At 72.8% G+C, this 19,351-nt stretch carries 18 protein-coding genes; 10 read left to right on the forward strand and 8 right to left on the reverse strand.

The window, feature by feature from the left end; translation table 11 throughout:
* The first annotated feature begins 62 nt into the window (after window positions 1-62).
* The gene (locus tag AB0H21_RS03285) at window positions 63-1,043 is read left to right on the forward strand and encodes an acetamidase/formamidase family protein (RefSeq protein WP_358510872.1); all 981 of its coding nucleotides are present in this window, start codon (window positions 63-65) and stop codon (window positions 1,041-1,043) included.
* Here the strand turns inward: AB0H21_RS03285 and AB0H21_RS03290 are convergent.
* On the reverse strand, window positions 1,016-1,954 hold the full coding sequence (locus tag AB0H21_RS03290; protein WP_358510875.1) for an aminoglycoside phosphotransferase family protein: 939 nt from the start codon (window positions 1,952-1,954) through the stop codon (window positions 1,016-1,018). The two genes, AB0H21_RS03285 and AB0H21_RS03290, sit on opposite strands and share 28 nt — an antisense overlap.
* A gap of 85 nt (window positions 1,955-2,039) precedes the next feature.
* On the opposite strand from AB0H21_RS03290, the gene AB0H21_RS03295 reads away from it, so the two are divergent.
* Together AB0H21_RS03295 and AB0H21_RS03300 are read left to right on the forward strand one after the other, a co-directional pair.
* Window positions 2,040-3,092, forward strand: coding sequence for an NAD(P)/FAD-dependent oxidoreductase (locus AB0H21_RS03295; RefSeq protein ID WP_358510878.1), 1,053 nt, complete (start codon window positions 2,040-2,042; stop codon window positions 3,090-3,092).
* 62 nt (window positions 3,093-3,154) lie between these two features.
* Window positions 3,155-3,544 (forward strand): TraR/DksA C4-type zinc finger protein, encoded by a 390-nt coding sequence (locus AB0H21_RS03300; protein ID WP_358511371.1) that lies wholly within the window; start codon window positions 3,155-3,157, stop codon window positions 3,542-3,544.
* Between the two features lie 168 nt (window positions 3,545-3,712).
* Here AB0H21_RS03300 and AB0H21_RS03305 read toward each other — a convergent pair whose 3' ends face one another.
* Window positions 3,713-4,504 (reverse strand): inositol monophosphatase family protein, encoded by a 792-nt coding sequence (locus AB0H21_RS03305; protein ID WP_358510881.1) that lies wholly within the window; start codon window positions 4,502-4,504, stop codon window positions 3,713-3,715.
* Between the two features lie 183 nt (window positions 4,505-4,687).
* On the opposite strand from AB0H21_RS03305, the gene AB0H21_RS03310 reads away from it, so the two are divergent.
* Together AB0H21_RS03310 and AB0H21_RS03315 are read left to right on the forward strand one after the other, a co-directional pair.
* Complete coding sequence (locus AB0H21_RS03310; RefSeq protein WP_358510884.1) at window positions 4,688-5,827, forward strand: histidine kinase; 1,140 nt, start codon at window positions 4,688-4,690, stop codon at window positions 5,825-5,827.
* A gap of 13 nt (window positions 5,828-5,840) precedes the next feature.
* Window positions 5,841-6,497, forward strand: a complete 657-nt coding sequence (locus tag AB0H21_RS03315) for a response regulator transcription factor (protein WP_358510887.1) — start codon at window positions 5,841-5,843, stop codon at window positions 6,495-6,497.
* Here AB0H21_RS03315 and AB0H21_RS03320 read toward each other — a convergent pair.
* Entirely contained in the window at window positions 6,470-7,108 is a 639-nt protein-coding gene (locus AB0H21_RS03320) for a DUF2306 domain-containing protein (RefSeq protein WP_358511373.1), read from the reverse strand. The genes AB0H21_RS03315 and AB0H21_RS03320 overlap by 28 nt on opposite strands.
* Before the next feature lie 471 nt (window positions 7,109-7,579).
* The gene (locus AB0H21_RS03325; RefSeq protein ID WP_358510890.1) at window positions 7,580-9,679 is read right to left on the reverse strand and encodes a hypothetical protein; all 2,100 of its coding nucleotides are present in this window, start codon (window positions 9,677-9,679) and stop codon (window positions 7,580-7,582) included.
* 238 nt (window positions 9,680-9,917) lie between these two features.
* Between AB0H21_RS03325 and AB0H21_RS03330 the strand changes: the two genes are divergently transcribed.
* From AB0H21_RS03330 to AB0H21_RS03340, 3 genes are all read left to right on the forward strand, one after another.
* Window positions 9,918-11,336, forward strand: coding sequence for a S41 family peptidase (locus tag AB0H21_RS03330; protein ID WP_358510893.1), 1,419 nt, complete (start codon window positions 9,918-9,920; stop codon window positions 11,334-11,336).
* A gap of 125 nt (window positions 11,337-11,461) precedes the next feature.
* A complete protein-coding gene (locus tag AB0H21_RS03335; RefSeq protein WP_358510896.1) occupies window positions 11,462-12,763 on the forward strand; it encodes a histidine kinase in 1,302 nt (433 codons plus the stop codon).
* Window positions 12,760-13,416, forward strand: a complete 657-nt coding sequence (locus tag AB0H21_RS03340) for a response regulator transcription factor (RefSeq protein WP_358510898.1) — start codon at window positions 12,760-12,762, stop codon at window positions 13,414-13,416. Before AB0H21_RS03335 ends, AB0H21_RS03340 begins: the two co-directional genes overlap by 4 nt.
* A gap of 140 nt (window positions 13,417-13,556) precedes the next feature.
* On the opposite strand, the gene AB0H21_RS03345 is transcribed toward AB0H21_RS03340, so the two are convergent.
* Together AB0H21_RS03345 and AB0H21_RS03350 are read right to left on the reverse strand one after the other, a co-directional pair.
* Window positions 13,557-14,237, reverse strand: coding sequence for a response regulator transcription factor (locus AB0H21_RS03345; RefSeq protein ID WP_358510901.1), 681 nt, complete (start codon window positions 14,235-14,237; stop codon window positions 13,557-13,559).
* The gene (locus AB0H21_RS03350; RefSeq protein ID WP_358510904.1) at window positions 14,234-15,388 is read right to left on the reverse strand and encodes a sensor histidine kinase; all 1,155 of its coding nucleotides are present in this window, start codon (window positions 15,386-15,388) and stop codon (window positions 14,234-14,236) included. The genes AB0H21_RS03345 and AB0H21_RS03350 overlap by 4 nt, the downstream gene beginning before the upstream one ends.
* 158 nt (window positions 15,389-15,546) lie before the next feature.
* Here AB0H21_RS03350 and AB0H21_RS03355 point away from each other — a divergent pair, with 158 nt between their 5' ends.
* Window positions 15,547-16,764 carry a lipase gene (locus tag AB0H21_RS03355; RefSeq protein WP_358510907.1) on the forward strand — a complete coding sequence of 406 codons (1,218 nt, stop codon included), beginning with the start codon at window positions 15,547-15,549 and terminating at the stop codon, window positions 16,762-16,764.
* Here the strand turns inward: AB0H21_RS03355 and AB0H21_RS03360 are convergent.
* Both AB0H21_RS03360 and AB0H21_RS03365 read right to left on the reverse strand, forming a co-directional pair.
* Window positions 16,752-17,015 (reverse strand): sigma factor, encoded by a 264-nt coding sequence (locus AB0H21_RS03360; protein ID WP_358510910.1) that lies wholly within the window; start codon window positions 17,013-17,015, stop codon window positions 16,752-16,754. The two genes, AB0H21_RS03355 and AB0H21_RS03360, sit on opposite strands and share 13 nt — an antisense overlap.
* Before the next feature lie 279 nt (window positions 17,016-17,294).
* Complete coding sequence (locus tag AB0H21_RS03365) at window positions 17,295-18,254, reverse strand: NADP-dependent oxidoreductase (RefSeq protein WP_358510913.1); 960 nt, start codon at window positions 18,252-18,254, stop codon at window positions 17,295-17,297.
* Between the two features lie 146 nt (window positions 18,255-18,400).
* On the opposite strand from AB0H21_RS03365, the gene AB0H21_RS03370 reads away from it, so the two are divergent.
* Complete coding sequence (locus AB0H21_RS03370) at window positions 18,401-19,270, forward strand: LysR family transcriptional regulator (RefSeq protein ID WP_358510916.1); 870 nt, start codon at window positions 18,401-18,403, stop codon at window positions 19,268-19,270.
* Window positions 19,271-19,351: the final 81 nt, after the last annotated feature.

Raw genomic sequence — 19,351 nt, forward strand, 5'->3', positions numbered from 1 at the left:
GCCTGAGCGGGCCCGCGACGTCCCGAAGAGAGGCCATCCCCGTGACGCCACCGCCGCGCCCCGTGTCCGTAGACGCCGTGCTGAAAACCACGCGGGAGACCGCGATCTGGGGCCACTACCCCGACGACCGGCCGCCCGTACTCACGGTCGCCTCCGGCGCGGTCGTCACCATCGACGCCGTCAACATGTTCGGCGCCTCCGCCCCGGAGGGCCCGGTGGCGTACTTCGAGGCGCTCGGCGTGCCCGCGGGCGAGGTGCTGCCCGAGCTGGCGGAGGTCGCCGCGAACCCGCGCCCGCCCGGCGCCAGCGGTCACATCCTCACCGGGCCGATCCATGTCGAGGGGGCCAAGCCGGGCGACGTGCTGGAAATCCAGGTCCTGGACGTCTCGCCGCGCGTCGCCTACGGGGTCAACGCCACCGGGCCGGGCGCGGGGGCCTGCGGCGACCTCCTGGAGGAGGTGTCCGTCCGCCTGCTGCGGCTCGACGAGACGGGCCGCCACTACCGGTTCGCGGACGGCATCACGATCCCGCTGCGGCCGTTCATGGGCATCATGGGCGTCACGCCGCCGGCCTCGGCGGGCTTCGTGTCCGCCAACCCGCCGGGCAGATGGGGCGGCAACCTCGACTTCCGCGACCTCACGGCCGGCTCGACGCTGTACCTGCCGGTCTTCCGGCCCGGTGGCCTGTTCTACACCGGTGACAGCCACGGCGCCCAGGGACACGGCGAGGTAGGCCAGACCGCCGTCGAGCACTCGATGTCGCTGACCGCCCGGTTCTCCGTGCGCACGGACATGCGGCTCGAATACCCGCGCGCGGAGAACGACGCCTACGTGTGGTGCATGGGCATCGACGCGGACCTCGACATCGCGCTGCGCGTCGCCGTGCGCGAGGCCGTCGCCTACCTCGTCGAGGCCACCAAGGGAGCCCTCAAGCCGGCGGACGCGTACGCGCTGTGCTCGATGGCGGTCGACTTCGTGGTCGCCGAGGCGGTGAACGTCACCAAGGTCGTCGTGGCCTACATTCCCAAGTCCCTGCTCCCCTGAGCACCGCCGGCCGCGGCGTCCGGGTACAGCCGTTCCAGGGCGGCGAGGCTCTTGGACAAGTAGACGTCCTGGCCGGGGTTCAGGCCGTAGGCCAGGTCCTCCAGCAGAGAGCACCTGGCGTAGAAGGCGGCGCGGGCGGCGATCCCGTCGCCCGGGTAGCGGCTCAGGGCGCGGTCGAGCGCGGCGGGGCCGAGGTCGCGGTAGAGGAGGCCGAAGTCGTAGGCCGGGTCGCAGATCGCCGCATCACTCCAGTCGATGACGCCGGTCACCGTCCCTGTGGCCGGGTCGAGGAGGATGTGCTCGACGCCTAGGTCGTTGTGGGAGAACGCCAAGGCTTCGGGGCCGGGCGGCGGGGGCGCCTCCAGGAATGCCTCGATGGCCGGGCGGCGCGCCGCGGGCACCCGCGCGGCGACCGTCGCGTACATCTGCGCGGCCTCCTCCAGCCACACCCGGGGCGGCTGGTGGTCGACCTCGACCAGAGGGACCAGGTGCTCGTCCGCGGCGCCGTGCAGCGCGGCGAGCAGCTCGCCGGCGGCGGCGCCGACCGTCTCGGCGTGCTCCGGCCACCGCGACAGGGGGACGCCGGTCAGCGGCAGGCCGGGAAGCTTGCGGTAGGCCAGGCAGCCCCGCTCCGCGTCGGCGAAGCACGGCTCGGGTACGGGCAGCGGCGCGAGGTCCGCGACGGCGGCGAGCAGCCGGGCCTCGCCCTCGACCCGCGCGGCCCTGACCTCCGGGTCGGGGTCCTTGGCGAAGCGGACGATCAGCTCGCCGCCGACGCCGGTGACCTGGTAGGCGACGTTGTCCTCGCCCTCGCCGAGCAGCGTCACGGACCTGATGGCGTACCCCGGAAGGCGCGCCGCCACGATGTCGCGGACGTCCCGGCAACGGCTCCCCGCCTCGTCGTCGTTCATGCGTCCCATTTGCCAACACGGCAAAGAAATTCGTCAACCCGACAAGGGTTCCCGCACGATCTGCCTCGGAACGGAGGCAACACACATGAGCGAGCAATCAGGCCCTCTCACCGGCGGCGATCGGCGTTACGACGTGGTGGTGATCGGGGGCGGCGCCGCCGGCCTGAGCGGGGCGCTCACGCTGGCACGGGCCCGGCGGTCGGTGGTCGTCGTCGACGACGGCCGGCCGCGCAACGCCCCGGCCGACGGGGTCCACGGCTACCTCGGCCGCGAGGGCACCCCGCCCGGCGAGCTGCTGGCCACCGGACGCGAGGAGGTCCGCGCGTACGGCGGGCTGATCACGCGAGGCACCGTCGTGGCGGTCGAGCGGGACGCGGCAGGCTTCACCGCCCGCCTCGACGACGGGAACGCGATCCGCGGCAGGCGGCTGCTGGTGACGACGGGGCTGGTGGACGAGCTGCCCGAGGTGCCCGGCGTGGCCGAGCTGTGGGGCGAGGACGTGCACCACTGCCCGTACTGCCACGGATGGGAGGTACGCGACCAGGCGCTCGGGATCCTGGGGACCGGCCCCCTGACGGTGCACCACGCCCTGCTGTGGCGGCAGTGGAGCGACGACGTGACGCTCTTCCTGCACACCGCCCCCAAGCCCACCGACGAAGAGTTCGAGCGGCTCGCCGCGCGCAGCGTCGTCGTGGTGGACGGCGAGGTGAGCGCCCTTGAACGGTCCGGCGGCCGGCTGACCGGCGTGCGCCTGGCCGACGGCACGGTGATCCCCCGCCAGGCGCTGGTCGTGGCTCCGCGGTTCACCGCCCGCGCCGGCCTCCTGAGCGACCTCGGCCTGGAACCGGTCGAGCAGGAGATGGCCGGAGAGGTGATCGGCACGTACATCGCCGCCGACGCCACTGGGCAGACCGCCGTGCCGGGGGTGTGGGCGGCCGGGAACATCACCGGGCTGTTCGAGGGGGTCATCGGCTCCGCCGCGGCGGGCGTCCGCGCCGCCGGGGCGATCAACGCCGACCTGATGGCCGAGGACACCCGCCTCGCCGTGACCGCCCGCCGCGCCGGCGCCGCCTTCTCCCCCGAGATGGAACACCGGTCCGGCGCACGCGTGCTGGGCGATCTCCGCCACGGCCTCTGACGCCCGCGCCGGATCCGGCGTGGCGCCCGTGAATAAGCTGGAGGGGGAGGTGAGGCACCGTGATGGCAAAGCGATCCCGGGGGCCCGTGCTCTCCCCCTCCGAGCGGGCGGACTTGCGCGATCTCCTCGGCGCCGACCGCGAGTTGACCTTGGCGCGGATCGGGTCGCTGACGCACGACTGGGACGACATCGTCGAGTCGTCCGCGCTGGCGGGGAGCGACGACGAGCACGACCCCGAGGGGTCGGCCACCGCGTTCGAACGCGAGCACGTCCAGGCCCTGCTCCACCAGGCGCGTAAGCACCTCACCGACCTGGAGACGGCGCTGGAGCGGCTCGACGACGGCACGTACGGGGTGTGCGAGGGCTGCGGCGGGCCCATCGCCGTCGAACGGCTGAGGGCCCGCCCGGCGGCGAGGACCTGCATCGCCTGCGCGTCCGCCGTCCAGCACTGAAGCGACCTCCAGGGGTCAGCGCGCCGGCGCGGAGTGATCCTCCATCTCGTGTTCCGTCCCCGGCCGTCACCCGGTGCGAGGCCAGAAGGACCATGATCGAGAAGCCTCACTTCAAGATCTTTGGGCCGCCGGCCTCGGGCGCGCGCGGAACACTCGGGTGAACGAGGATCAGGCCTCGCGGGCCAGCTCGAGGATCTCGGCGAGGATGCCGGGGGCGGCCGCGATGGTCGCCGAGGACCGGGTCGTGTGCGGGGTGCCGTCGAGGTCGGTGACCAGCGCTCCGGCCTCCTTGGCGATGACGACGCCGGCCGCGGTGTCCCAGGGTTTGTTGGCCAGCATGAGACAGGCATCCGTCCTGCCCTCGGCGACCCACACCAGGTCGATCGCCGCCGAGCCGAACATGCGGATGCGCTGCACCTGGGACGCCAGCCGCCAGGTGATCGCGTGGCGCGCCCGGTTGCGTTCCACGGCGTCGTCGCCCACCGCGTAGTCGCCGACGGACACAAGGGCGGCGTCCAGGGTCGAGGCGCCGCTGGCCTTGATGGGCTGGTCGTTGACGGTGGCCCCCTCGCCCTCGGCCGCCGCGTACAACGAGCCGAGGAACGGCAGGCCGATGACGCCGAGAATTGCGGTGTCCCCGCGGACCAGTGCGAGGGAGACGCCGCACAGCGGCAGGCCGTGCAGGAAGTTGACGGTGCCGTCCACCGGGTCGAGGACCCATTGGAGCCCGTCGCCGATACGCCCGTCGGCGCCGCTTTCCTCGCCGAGGAATCCCACCGCGGGGGTGCGCAGGGCGAGGTGGTCGCGTACCGCGCGTTCGACGGCGTAGTCCACTTCGGTGGCCATGTCGCGGTCGCCCTTGGCGGTGACCAGGCCGGGCAGGCGCGTGGTGATCAGGTCGCCGGCGATGGCCGCGGCTTCCAGAGCGACGGGCAACAGGGCTCGGGCGTCGTTGGTCATGAGGCTCCCACTGGTGCGGCGCGGTCCTGGCCGGAAACGGGCAACAAGCTACCCGGCACGCCGCCGCCGCGCGATCCCCCTCACGTGCGTACGGGGAAGGAAGCACGCCGTCGGGACCGAAGGGTATGCCGTTGTCGTACTTTGGGCTGATCCGCAGGGGCGTGGGCTGCGTACGATATTTGCGTGCACGCCCTTGTTCGCTCCGTGTGGAACGAGCCCCGTCCCCCCAACCCGCCGGCTCGCGGATGGCGGGACTGGGCGCTCGTGGTGGTCCTCATGGCGGTCACGGTGCTCGAAGGGGTCCTGCGGCCGGACCTTCACTGGCGGGCCGTCTCCGTGACCATCACCGCCGGGCTGGTGCTCACGCTGTTGTGGCGCCGGAACAGGCCGCTGCTGACGGTCGCGATCGCCTTCGGCGTCTGCGCCCTGTCCCCGCTGGTGATGAACGGCGACCCCCTGGAGATGTACACCCTGGTGTTCCTTCTCCTGCTGTCGTACGCGTTGTGCCGGTGGGGGTCGGGACGCGAGGTCGTGATCGGGCTGGTGATCATCCTCGTCAAGGTGAGCGACTCGATGGTCTCCGACCATCCCGGCCTCCCCGACGTGATCGGCGGCTGGGCCGTCATATCCGTGTCCATCGCCGCGGGCGGGGCCCTACGGTACCGGGCGCGGGCGAGAGCGCGCGAGCTCGACAAGGTGAAGCTGCTCGAACGGGTGCAACTGGCCCGCGACCTGCACGACACCGTCGCCCACCACGTCTCGGCGATGGCGATCCGCGCGCAGGCGGGCCTCGCCACGTCGGCGTCGCACCCGGACGCCGCGACCGACGCGCTCCGCGTGATCGAGGCGGAGGCGTCCCGCGCCCTTGCGGAGATGAGCACCATGGTCCGCGTCCTGCGGCAGAACCAGCCCGCGGACCGGGAACCCGGACGGCGCGTCACCGACCTCAGAGAGCTCGCGAGCCGGGGCCGCTCCGGCCCGGCCGTCGACGTGGAGATCTCAGGCGACGTCGACGACCTCCCTCCCTCGGTGGAAGCCGCGATCTACCGCCTGGCCCAGGAGTCGATCACCAACGCCCGGCGGCACGCCCGCCACGCCACCCGCGTCGAGGTCCGCGTCACCGCCGACGACACGTCGGTGCGCCTGCGCGTGACCGACGACGGGGACGGCGGCCCCGCGCACCCGGCCTCACGGCCCGGGTACGGGCTCATCGGCATGAGCGAACGCGCCGGCCTGCTCGGCGGCACCTGCCAGGCCGGCCCGAACCCCGACCGGGGCTGGACCGTGACCGCGGTCCTCCCGCGCACCGGGACCGCGTCGTGAGCGAGGCGGGCCGATGAGCGTCCGCGTGCTCGTCGCCGACGACCAGGAGATCGTCCGCACCGGGCTCACGATGATCCTCAACGCCCAGCCGGACATCGAGGTCATCGGCGAAGCCGGCGACGGGCGGCGTGCCGTCGAGCTCGCGCAGCGGCTGCGCCCGGACGTATGCCTGTTCGACATCCGCATGCCCGGCCTCGACGGCATCGAGGCCACCCGCTCCCTCGCCGGACCGGGCGTCGAGGACCCGCTGCCCGTCGTCGTCATCACCACGTTCGACCTGGACGAGTACGTCTACGCCGCCCTGCGGGCCGGCGCGCGGGGATTCCTGCTCAAGAACGCCGGCGCCGACCTGCTCTCCCAGGCCGTCCACGCCGCCGCCAACGGCGACGCGCTCATCGCTCCGAGCATCACGGCACGGCTGCTCGGGACGTTCGCCCGCACCCGGCCCGCCTCACCGCCGGTGCAGCCCATCGAGGCGCTGACGTACCGGGAAGAGCAGATCCTGGCCACGGTGGCGCGCGGGCGGACCAACGGCGAGATCGCCGACGAGCTGCACATCTCCCTCAGCACCGTGAAGTCCCACATCGCGAGCCTGATGGCGAAGCTCGGCGCCCGCAACCGCGTCGAGATCGCCATGTGGGCCTATGAAACCGACCGCGTCAGGCCGTGATCCGGCCGTCGGAGACCGGTGTGGACGGAGGTCCGGGACCGCCCGCGGATGAACCATTCGGCCACGGCCAGGTTGATCACCCACGCGGCGCCTGAGAGCAACGCCCGGGGGAGTTCACTCGGCATGCCAGCGATCAGGATCCACGGCAACTGCGTCAGCGCCTGCGTGCCCGCCCCCACACCGATCGCGTAACCGCGCATGATCCAGGCGCGGTGCCCGGCGAAATCCCTCCGCCGCACGGCGACGAAGGCGAGAACGATGGACACGACCATGCCGACGCCGAACACGAGCCGAAATGCGGCGAGAAGATCACCGTCATTCACGGGCCGGGGATAGAACAAGGTCATCCACAGGCCCGAAACCGCCGTGCCGAGCCCGCACACGACCAGCACCCGCCCGGCGATCCGATGCCACCGAGGCCACCGACGCCGGAAACCCGCCACGAACTGAAAGGCCCCGAGAAGGCTGAACGGAAGAGCGGTGAGAACGTGCACCAGCACCGGCACGGGCTGCGCGAAGAACCGCGCGTTCGCCGCCGTTACCGCCGCCCCGCCGCTCAGTTCCCCCACCCGGACGACACCCGCGACAGCCGGAATGAGGCTGAGCACCACCAACCCCACCGGCACGAGCCACCCCGCCCTCCCCGAGGAGGACTCCGGCCGCCTGCTCCGAGACGGCACCGGCGCCTTTACGCCTACGCTCTGATCACCCATGCCCCGATCGTGCCAAGCGAAGCCATACGGACTCATCCGCAGAACAGCCCGTTCCGAGCCACCCGATGGTCCGCCAATCAGGCGTACTTTCGGCCGATCGCCGCCCGCTCTACTCAGAAAGCCGCCCACGGCGTGGAGCGTGCAATGGTTCCGGGCTACCTCGTGCGACTCAAAGACAAAGGGCCGGCCGTGAGGAAGGCTCGGGAGCTAGATACGTCCAGCGGCCCAGTGGGCCCCTCTGGATCCCAAGTAGAAGGAAGCCCTCGAATGGCCTCACGGCCGGGGGGCGAGGAAGGCGGGAAGACTAGAGATTCACTAAAAGGTGAGTGGAGAAGGAAGTCCTCCCATGGCCTCGCAGCCCCGACCTTATCAGGCGGGGATCAGCTCGTGCAGCGTGCTCGGCGTGTACACGCGCGCCCCCGACGGCAGACCGGCCGGAGCCTGCAAGCCGATATGGGTGGCCTGCCCGGACGCGGAGCCCTTCGCGCGCATGAGATCGACCAGGTAGCCGACGCGCAGGTGGTCACGCTCGACCATCGAGCGCACCAGCAGGGACGCGGTGACCCGGTTGCCCTCCACCTGGTTGAAGTGGGGATGCCCCTTCAGGTACAGATGCAGCCACTTCGCCCGCCAGCCGCCGTCCTCCCCGCGCAGGAAGACGAGCGGCAGCGCGATCCGGCCCGAGCCGCGCAGGTCCGACTTCATCCGCACGGTGCGCGGCTCGAACGGCGCGCCCTGCTGCGCGGCGTCCCTGGTCATGAAGCCGAAGAAAGCCTCGGCCGCCTCGTCGAACCGCTCCCCGGCGTAGATGTTGACCTGGGGGATGATGATCGGCCGGGACGCGGCGGCGAGGTCGATGTTGATGAACTCCGTCGCGCCGTCCGGTGCCGAGGTGAGGTCCCCGGAGTACTGGGCGAAGCCGTTGGTGTAGTTCGTCCACGAGATGTGCGCCGGGTTCGCGTAGGAGGCGTCGAGCATGAGCGCGGACAGGTCGTAGTCGGTGCGCTCCTCGGCCTGGCGCCAGTACACGAAGAACCTGAGCAGCTCACCGTCCACCGCCGACAGCGAGCCGCGGGGCAGCATGCCGAGCCCGGGCGCGACGGCCTTGCCCGACAGCGGCAGGGCGACGTCCAGCACGTCCGGGTCCACGGTGATCTCGCCGGGGTCGGGCAGGCGGCGCGTGATCTCCTCGTCCAGGGCGGCGAGCACCGACGCCAGCGCCTTGTCCTCCAGCGGCGGGCGGGAGTCGGGCGAGGTCCAGGCCCGGCCGTGCCGGTTGGTGAAGACGCGGCCGGCGGCGGGGGTGAGCCGGTTCTGCAGGTGCTCGCGCAGGGACAGCAGGACACGGCCGGACGCCTGGGGCACGGCCCTCTCGACGGCCTCCAGCACGGACGGGCCGGTGCGCAGCAGGTGGTCCAGGCGGCGCAGCAGCGCGCCCGGCGCGTTCTCCAGCAGCGCTACGGCGTCCGCGGTACGGCTCTGCGCCAGGGCGGCCTCGACCCGGCCGTCGAGGCTCGCGGCCCGGCGCAGACCCCTTGCCACCTCGAACACCTGGGCGGCGCGCGGAAACGCCGGATGCTCGTAGGGGTGCAGCCGCTCGCCGAGCCGCTTCCACTGCTCCCGGTGGCGTCCCACGTCACCGAGCTTCGCGGGAGAGGCGACCTGGTCCAGAGCCTGGAGCAGCGCACGGCGCTCGGCGCGGCGGAACGAGCGGAACCGCGTGGGGACGGTCAGCGTGACATCTCCGCCGGAGCAGCCGCAGGCCAGCCGCAGCACGTCGGTCACCGTGTCCACCAGGAGAGGACGTCCGGCGGCCAGCCGCACCTCGTTGATGACGGCCCGGTTCTCCCGCATGGGGATCCGCTCGGGCTCCTCAGCGCAGGACGAGGCCAGCGTCCGCAGCGCCACCAGGTCCTCGGCGGCGAGCGGCGCCTCGGAGCCCGCCAGCGAGAAGTACAGCTCACGCGCCTCCGCCTCCAGGCTGCCGCCCAGCTCAAGCACGGTGATCCGGTCCCCGGCCAGCGGGATGAGCTCGGCGTGCGCGGCGAGCAGGTCGGCGTAGGTGTGCTGGTAGGTGCCGTAGCGGGGCAGGTCGAGCAGGTTCAGCGCCGGCCCCTGCAGGCGCGCGGCGGCGACCGGGTCGAGCATGGCCTCGACCAGCAGACCCGCCCAGAACTCCAGGGTGTCGGGGACGTTGGCCGGGAAGTCGACGAAGTAGGGGTTGTGCCGCACGTGATCGCCCACCAGGTGGCGAACGACGGCGAGGACCCGCACCCCCAGGTCCATCACGGTCTCGCCGGGCAGCCGCGACAGCCGGTCGAGTAGGTCCGGCGAGCACGTGAAGCCGACGCTCAGCAGGGCGGCGTCGAACTGGCGGGCGGCGACCTCCCCCCATCCGGGCGCGGAACCGTCCAGGCTGTCGAGGGGGACACGTAACCGCCGGGCGATGACGAGGGCTTCCAGATCCACGCTCGGCACCCTATAGCCCGATCAACACGCCCGCTGAGCATATTTCCGGCCGCCCTGTCACGGCTACGACCCGCTTTCCTGGCCGCATCAGCTCCTGCGGGGGTGCGATTCTCGGCGTGGCGATGCGCCCGTCGGAGGTGACAAGGACCCCGCGGATCGGGTCACTCCCAGGAGGGAGCCGCCGGATGGTCCTCCGGGGTGACGCCGGTTACGGGACCGCGTTCATACCGTCGGCGCCATGAAAGAGAGCGGAACACGGATCACGGTCGCGGCTCTGGCGGCCGTCACGGTCATGGTGGCAGCGCCCACCGCGACGGCGGCCGACGGCGCGCGGGACGCCACCCTCGACGGCGTGTGGCAGACCGACGGCTACGGCACGATCATCACCGTCGAGGGGGACAAGCTCCGGTACTTCGACACGACGGCGATCAGTTGCCTGGCGGGAGTCATGTCGGCCGAACGGCGAGGCGCCCCAGGGTCGTTCGTCGCCGACGACGGCTCCCGCCAGATGACGATCAGGCTCCAGGGCCGGCAGCGGGCGCGGCTGCGCTACGTGGGCGCCGTCGGGGAGATCGGCCTGCGCCGGCTGCCCGCCCTTCCCGCCCGCTGCTCGGTGAAGGCCCCCGCCGTGGACCCGGTCACGGTGTTCGACGTCTTTTGGACCACGTTCGCGGAGAACTACCCGTTCTTCGCGACGAAGGGCGTCGACTGGCAGGCGGTGCGCGACCGGTACCGTCCCCGGATCGGCCCGAACACCACCGACGCCGAGTTGTTCGGCGTGCTGCGCGACATCCTGAAGGATCTCGGCGACGCCCACACCGCGCTGCGCGCCGGAAAGGACGAGTTCGCCCGGCCGCTGCGGCCCGGCACGAGGCCGCTGGACGGCCTGCCGGCCTTCATGGCCCTGAACAAGAGGGTCCTCGATCTCGTGGAGAAGCACGACGTCAAGAAGCCGCTGACGACATGGGGCCGGGGCGTGATCGGGTACGCCGACCTGCCGGGCGGGTTCGGCTACCTGCGACTGGCCGCGTTCGACGGGTACGCCGACGGCGGCTTCGCGGCCAACGCGACGGAGCTGGACCGAGCGCTGGACGAGATCTTCACCCCCGCTCGGACGGCGCGCCTGAAGGGCCTCGTCCTCGACGTCCGCCTCAACTTCGGCGGGTACGACGCCCTGGGCGTCCAACTCGCCTCCCGCCTCACCGGCCGGCCGTACGCGGCCTACGCCAAGCAGGCGCGCAACGACCCCTCCGACCCCACCCGATTCACGCGGGCGCGACCGACCTGGGTGCGCCCGGCCACCGGTTCTCGCCACACGGGGCCGATCGCCCTGCTGACCAGCCCGTTGACCATCAGCGCCGGGGAGACGTTCAGTCAGGCCATGACGGCCCGCACCCCCGCCCCTCGGCGGATCGGCGATGCCACCCAGGGCGCGTTCTCCGACTTCCTCTGGCGCACGCTGCCCAACGGCTGGACGTTCGCCCTGCCCAACGAGCGGTTCCTCACCCGGCAGGGGACCGGCTTCGACGTCACCGGCATCCCGCCGCAGGACAGGGTCGCCGAAACGCTCAGCGACGAGGAGCTCGCCGCGGGCCGGGACGCCGCCTTCGATCGGGCGCTGGCCTACCTGCGCACGGTCGGGAGATCCGGCCGGTGACCCGCGGCGCGCGCCGTCCGGTACGTGGCGCGGCGGCGGGGCGGGGCGGCCTCCCGTCCCAGATGGACGCGAAGGTCGGCCAGGAGGACGATGCGACCCGTCCGGCACGTCCATAGGCTGGGGAAATGATCCCTCAGAGGCCGATCGCGAGGCCGGCGCCGCTCCTGCGGGCCGTGGCGCGGGCGCTGCTGCGGGCGGTCGTCACCGGTACGGCCGACCCGCCGCCGCCCGCGCCACGTCGCGGGCAGGTGCGGGTGCCGTGGCCCCGCGGCCTGCGGGGGGCCACCCTGGATCTCGTCCGCATCGGCGACGCGGCCATGGCCTTCGTGGCGTTCGCCGGCGGAGTCGCGTACATGGAGGGCCCCGCGGCCGCAGCGCGGTGGCCGCACGACGAGGCGTACCTCGTGATCATGTCCGCGGCCTTCTCGCTGCCGCTGGTGCTGCGCGACCGGTGGCCGCTGGCGGCCTGGCGGTACGCGCTGCTGGCGCTTCCGGCCGGCGCGGCAGTCGTCGGCGAGTTCCTCAGCCCGCCGTACCCGCCGGGCGCGGCGATCGCCTGCCTGCTCGTGGCCTACTCCGTCGCGGTCCGCTGCGACGGCGCGATCGCGGCGGGGGTGTGGCTGGTCTCCTGCCTCGCGGCGGTGGCCGTCGACACCGGCACCGCGGTCCCCGCGGTGACCGGGATCACCGTCGCCGTGCTGTTCGGCCACAACGTACGGGCGCGGCGGCTGGCGACCGGGAAGCTGGCCGAGGAGGAGCGGCGGGCCGAGGACGCCTTGGCCGAACGGGCGGCGCTGGCCGAACGGGCCAGGATCGCCCGCGAGCTGCACGACGTGGTCGCCCACCACATGTCGGTGATCGCCATCCAGGCCGAGGCGGTCCCGCTGCGGGCGGGGGGCGACGCGGGCCTGCTGGCGCGGGGGCTCGCCGAGATCCGCGCGCTGTCGCTGAAGACGCTGGCCGAGATGCGCCAGGTGGTCGGCGTGTTGCGCGGCGCGGAGGGCGCCGACACCGCGCCCCAGCCCGGCCTCCACCAGCTCGACGAGCTGGTGGAGGCCGCGTCCCGCGCCGGGGTGACCTTGAGGGTGTCCGGTTCGGGCGAGCTGGGCGACCTGCCGGGCACGGTGGGGCTGACGGCGTACCGGATCGTGCAGGAGTCATTGAGCAACGCGATGCGGCACGGGTCGGGGTCGGACGTCACCGCGGAGCTGGTCCGCGACGGCGCCGAGCTGCGGATCCGCGTGGTCAACGGCCTGCCCGCCGATCCCGGAACCACGCCGGGCGCACTCCCCGGAAAGCGATCGGGCCACGGGCTGGCCGGCATGCGGGAGCGGGTGGCGATGCTCGGCGGCACGTTCCAGGCGGGCCGGGTCGGCACGGAGTTCGTGGTGACCGCGACCCTGCCGATCGGAGGGGACACCGGATGACGATCAGGGTGCTCGTCGCCGACGACCAGGGCATGGTGCGGACCGGGTTCACGGCGTTCCTGAGCGCGCAGCCGGACATCGACGTGGTGGGCGAGGCCGCCGACGGCGAGGAGGCGGTGCGCCGCGTCGCGGAACTCTCGCCCGACGTGGTGCTCATGGACGTCAGGATGCCGGTACTGGACGGCCTGCAGGCCACCCGGCGGATCCTGTCCGCAGGCGGCCGTCCCCCGAAGGTGCTGATCCTGACCACGTTCGACCTGGACGACTACGTGTACGAGGCGCTCCGGGCGGGCGCCAGCGGCTTCCTGCTGAAGGACGCCTCCGCCGGGCAGCTCGCCGAGGCGGTCCGGGTGGTCGCGGCCGGCGAGGCCCTGCTCGCGCCTTCCGTCACCCGGCGGCTGATCTCCGAGTTCGCCCGCCTCGGCCCGCGCCGTCCCCGCGCGACCTTGGACGGGGTCACCGAACGCGAGTCGGAGGTTCTCACCCTGGTCGCCCATGGCCTGTCCAATCAGGAGATCGCCGAACGGCTCGTCCTGTCCGAGCAGACGGTGAAGACCCATGTGGGCCGCGTCCTGGCGAAGCTCGGCCTCCGCGACCGGGCCCAGGCGATCGTCCACGCGTACGAGACGGGCCTGGTGCGCGCGGGTGAGTGAGATCCTGGACGCCGATCGGGTCACCCGATTTCCGTGCTCGCCCGCCATGGTCAGGAACCCGGTAAGGCCCGGAGAGTCGGGCCCGGGCGGCCCTGGACGCCGCGATCGACGCCCGTCGCCTCGGTCACGAACCGGGTGGGTCAGCCGGGCCGTCGCGCCGGGGAGACCAGGCCGGTCTCGTAGGCCACGATGACGAGCTGGGCCCGGTCGTGGACGGACAGCTTCGCGAGGAGGCGGCGGACGTGGGTCTTGACGGTGGAGACGCTGACCCCCAGCCGGTCGGCGATCTCGGGGTTGGTCAGGCCACGGGCGATGAGGGCCAGGACCTGCCGCTCCCTGCCGGTCACCTGGCTCAGCTCGCGGGCGATCGACGCGTCGGTCTCGTCTCGGCGCGCGAACTCGGCGATGAGGCGGCGCGTGACGGTGGGGGCGAGCAGCGCCTCGCCGGAGGCCACGACACGGATCGCGGCGAGCAGATCGGCCGGCGGAATGTCCTTGAGCAGGAATCCGGCGGCCCCCGCGCGCAGCGCCTCGTACACGTACTCGTCCAGGTCGAACGTGGTCAGGATGACGATGCGGACCGCGGCCAGTGCGGGGTCGGCGCGGATGAGGCGGGTCGCTTCCAGACCGTCCATGCCGGGCATGCGCACGTCCATCACCAGGACGTCGGGCCGCAGCCGGACGGCCGCCTCCACCGCCTGCGCGCCGGTGCCCGCCTCGCCGGCCGCGACCATGTCGGGGGCGGTGCCGACCAGCATGGTGAGCGTGGCCCGCAGCAGCGGCTGATCGTCGGCGACGACCACCTGGATCGGGCCGGTCACGACGCCGCCCGGCGTACGCAGGGCAGGCGGGCCAGCACCCGGTAGCCGCCTTCCGGGCGAGGCCCGGCGGTGAGGCTCCCGCCGTACATCAGGCACCTCTCGCGCATGCCGATCAGCCCATACCCACCGCCGGCGGTGGGGAGGCCCGGCCCCTCGTCGGCCACCTCGACCTCCATCACGCCCGGCTCCGGCGAGGTGATCCGCACCCGGCAGCGGGCCGCGCCCGCGTGCTTGACCACGTTCGTCAGCGCCTCCTGCACGATGCGGTAGGCGGCCAAGGCCACCCCTTCGGACGGCTCGACGTCCAGGTTCACGGTCAGGTCCACCTCGACGTCCGCGCGGACGGCGAGCGCACGCAGGTCCCGCAGCCCGGGCGCGGGCGCCGTCTCCGCCACCCCTGATACCCCGGGCGTGGGGTCGATCTCCCCCGAGCGCAGCATGCCCAGCGCGGCCCGTACCTCGGCCATCGCCGTCCTGCCGGTGGCCTCGATGACCCGCAGCGCCTCGCGCGCCTCCTGCGGCCGGGCCTCGGCGACCATGCCGGCGACTCCGGCTTTGAGCGTGATCAGGCTCATGCTGTGCCCGATGACGTCGTGCAGATCCCTGGCGATCCGCAGGCGCTCGCCCGTCACCGCCCGCGCGGCCAACTGCTCCGCCGCCCGTACGGCGTGCAGCCGCTGCTCCCGGACCGTCAGGCCGGCCGTCCAGGCCAGGCCCATCAGCAGCCAGCAAAACGCGATCTCTGAAAGGCCCCCCGGCCACGCGAATCCCCCGGCCGATGCCATCGCCGCCGCGACCCCGGCCAGGGACGGGACAAGGCAGGCGATCGCCCGCCGCCGGGGCTCCAGCGACCCGACGGCGTACAAGATGACAGCGACGGGGATGTACAACGCCTCCACGCCCATGAGCAGCCCCGCCGCGGCCCCGGCAAGCGATATGGCGAGCATCGGCACAGGCCACGACCGCCGGGCCGCGACGGGCAGGGCGGCGACGGCCACCGCGGGCAGCGCCAGGACCGGCGGGCCCGTGCGGGCGCTCGCGGCGAAGCCGAAGGCGACGGCGAGCAGCAGCGCGGCGACCGCGTCCACGGCGACCCAGTAGACGAGGCGCGGCCGGCGTGGGAACAGAGGGCGCGAATCGCGATCGGTCACCCCTCGACCGTAAGGGGCGCGGATCACCGGGTGGAAAAAGCTCCTCCTGAAGGATGACCCGGCGGCGGGAACCGGCCCAGGCGTACCCTCCTGGGCCGACGCGAGGCTCGTGCCCGCGTTCGATGCGGGGCGGCGACGCGTGCGCGAGCGTTGAAGGCATGCACAGATCACGATTCATGATCGGCGTCACGGCGGTGCTGGCCGCCGTCGTGACCATCACAGCGGGCGCCGCCCACGCAGACGCGCCGCCCAAGACAGCGGGACCGGCCGGACCGGCGGCGTCCCCGGTGAGGCTGGTCCTGCCCGCCCCGTCGGGGCCGCATCGGATCGGCACGGTGGCACTGCACCTGGTGGACGCCTCCCGGCCGGACCCCTGGGTGCCGACGGTCCGCAATCGGGAGCTGATGGTCAGCCTGTGGTATCCGGCGCGGAAGGCGGATCGTCATCCGCTCGCCCCCTGGATGCCCGCGTCCGCCGCCGAACACTACCTGCGCGACATCGGCGTACCGCCCGGCACGCTGCTGCTGGACACGACGCACGGCCGCCAGGGCGCGCCGCTCGACGACCGCCTCGGCCGCCTTCCCGTCGTGCTGTACTCGCCCGGGGCCAACGCCTCGCGCTCGTACGGCACCGGCGTGGTCGAGGAGCTGGCCAGCCGCGGCTACCTGGTGGTGACCATCGACCACACCTACGACGCCGCCGTTGTGGAGTTCCCCGGCGGCAGGGTCGCGAAGAACCCCGACGGCGAGATCACCGACTACGCCAAGGCCGCCCGGGTGCGCACCGACGACGTCCGCTTCGTCCTGAACGAGCTGACCGCACTCAACGCGGGCCGCAATCCCGACGCCGAGGTTACGCCCCTGCCCAGCGGGCTGCGGGGCGCGCTGGACCTGAAGCGGATCGGGATGTTCGGCCATTCGCTGGGCGGCGCGTCCACCTCCTCGGCCATGTACGCCGATCGGCGGATCAAGGCCGGGCTCGGCCTGGACGGCGCGGTGATCGGCCCCGTCGCCGAGGCCGGGCTGGACCGGCCGTACATGGTGGTGGACACGCCAGGCAAGGGCGGCATGTCCACGAACCCGGCCCTGCGGACGTTCTGGTCGAAGCTGCGCGGGTGGCGGCTCAACCTGACCGTCAAGGGCGCCGCGCACAACTCCTTCGGCGACGATGTCCAGCTCATCCCGCTGGTCGCGCCGCTGGTCGGGCTGACGCCCGAGGAGGTCGCGGAGTCGGTCGGCGCCATCCCCACCGCACGCGCCCTGGCCTTCCAGCGGGCCTACCCGCGGGCGTTCTTCGACCTGCACCTGCGCGGGAAGAAGAGCCCGCTCCTTGAGGGGCCGACCCCCCGCTTCCCGGAGGTTACCTACACCCGCTGACCGCGCCCCGTCGCACTCGCCGTCCCGCCGTCGGCCACCGGCACGGCTCCGGTGTGAGACCCGAACAACCACAGCCTGGCCGCGTCGCCCTCGGGCACCTCCTCGATCCGCCGCCAGGCGGTCATGAACGTCTCGGCCACCACGTCGGCGGCGTCGTCGGGGTCCTGGCAGCGCCGCAAGGCATAGGCCAGGACGGGACGGTAGGCATGCTCGTAGATCTCTACGAACCGGCCGGGGGGATCTTCTCCCATCCGGTCTCCTCATGTGGATGGTCTGTCACCCCATCCATGTCCGGAAATTGAGGAGCATTACTGGGTTTTAAGCGACTGATCGGCCGCCGTTCAGCGCCGGACGTGGTCCATCCAGGCTCGCGGGGTGGTGCGGGCGAGCTCGGCGGTCTCGCGGCCCCCGAGGGCGGTGAACGCCTCGATCGCCTCCTGCCAGTGTCGCGCCGCCGAGGCGGGGTCCGGCTCCGACTCGGCGGCGGCGAGGTCGCGCGGCTACGACAGCGTCACCGAAGGCCCGGGGACTCAGCGCACCTGCAGCACGGTCTTGCCGCGCAGCCCCGTGACCTCGACACGGCCGGTGAGGGCTCGCGGCGCCTCCTCGAGGGGGAGCGTCGCACCGATGACGGGCCGGAGGGTGCCTGCCGTGACGAGCCTCGCGATGTCGGCGATCCGCTCGGGCTTGCGATCGAGCCGGTAGTTCGCGGTGCGGATGCGCTCGTCGGCGAGGAGCTTCTCGTCGAGGCCGAAGGCGATCGAGAACAGCGCCCCGCCGTCCCTCACGGCGCCGGCCAGGCTGCTCGTGATGGACCGGTCGCCGACGGCGTCGAGGATCGCGTCGACGCCCTCGGGTGCGAACTTCTGCAGCGCCTGTTCGAGGGACTGCTCGCCGCGGATGATGATCTCGGTGGCGCCGAGCTCTCGCACCTGCTCCGCGAGCTGGGCGGAGGCCGTCGCGATGGTCCGGATCCCGCGGGCCGCGGCGGCCTGTACCGCGAAGGTGCCGACGCCTCCCGTGGCGCCGATGACGAGAAGCGTGCCGCCCTCGGGCACCTGCATGTGGTCGATCGCGCCGATCGCGGTCATACCGGAGGTCGGTAGCGCGGCGGCCACATGGCTCGGCAGTTCGTCGGGGATGGCCGCCAGCGCGCCGAACGCGGGTACCGCCTGCACCACGGAGACCTCCGCGAAGGTGCCGAACTGCAGCGGCCGGCTCCAGAACTGACCGAAGACGCGATCCCCCATGCGGAACTTCGTGACGCCATCGCCGATCGCGGTCACGGTGCCGGCGCCGTCCATGCCGAGCGTGAGCGGGAATCGATACTCTCCCAGCGCCGCCAGACCCCCGGAGGCGATGCCCATGTCCAGCGGGTTGGTCGCCGCCGCCTCGATGGCGACTTGCACCTGGCCGCTGCCGGGCTCGGGCACGGGCAGTTCCTTGAGGGCCGGGGTGTCGCCGAAGCGCTCGATGACGATCGCTCGCATGCTCTCTCTCCATTCCGCGGCGGACCGTCCGCCCTGCCGCCACGCCAGCCTGCAGTAGAGCGAGGTCTCGGGGAATGACCGATCCGGCAGCGACCATGACCGGAAAGGCATCAATCGCGGTGCCGATCAGGTAATAGTGTGTGGGCATGGCAGCGGAGTCCCGACCCTTGCGATACTTCGTCGCGGTGGCGGAGGAACGCAGTTTCACGCGCGCCGCAGGACGGCTCGGCATCGCCGGCCCCGCGCTGTCGCGAGCGATCCGCAACCTCGAGGCCGAGCTCGGCGTGCGCCTGTTCGAGCGCTCCACGCGAGTGGTGGAGCTGACCGAGCCAGGCGCGGTGCTGCTGGCTCATGCGCGGCCCGCCCTCGAGGCTCTCGACGCGGCGGCCCGTCGTGCCGTGCGGGCCTCGGCGCCGCATCGCAGCGTGCTGCTCGCCGTCAAGGCGGATGCCGACGGCGGCCTGCTGGAAGACATCCTCGCCGCGGCGGCCGCCGAGCCCGACGCCGCGCCCGTCGCCGTGCGCCTGTGCGGCTGGCGGGAGCACACACGGCTGCTGCGGACGGGCGAGGCCGATGCCGCGCTCATGTTCGAGCCCTACGACCCGGCCGGTATCGACGTGGATGTCGTCGCGGTCGAGCCTCGCGTGGCGGCGCTGCCTGCCGACCATGCCCTCGCCGGGGCCTCCCGGGTACGGCTCGCCGACCTCGGCATAGGCCCCGAGGAGGTCGGCGAGCGGGCGGAACGCGACATCGGCGAGCAGGGCGTGCACGACCTCGCGCAACTGCTCGCGCTCATCGGCCTCGGCGCGACGACGACCCTGCTCCCGAGGTCGGTCGCTGCGAGATACCCCCGGCAGGCGGTGGCCTACGTCCCCGTCGAGGACTGCCCTCCCGCCCTGCTGGTCATCGCCTGGCCGGAGCGCTCCCGCAGCCGGGGCGTGGCCGCGCTGGTACGCGCGGCGGCCGCCGTCGCCGAGTCGCGAGGAATGGGTGCCGCCGTCGAGGCGTCGCGGTGAATCGTCGACCTGGTCGATTCTTTGGGACACGCCCGGCAAGGGCGGACACCGGCCACGACGACACGGGCGCGCATCAGGACT

This window comes from Sphaerisporangium sp. NPDC051011 (genome assembly GCF_040653595.1).
Taxonomy (GTDB): Bacteria; Actinomycetota; Actinomycetes; order Streptosporangiales; family Streptosporangiaceae; genus Sphaerisporangium.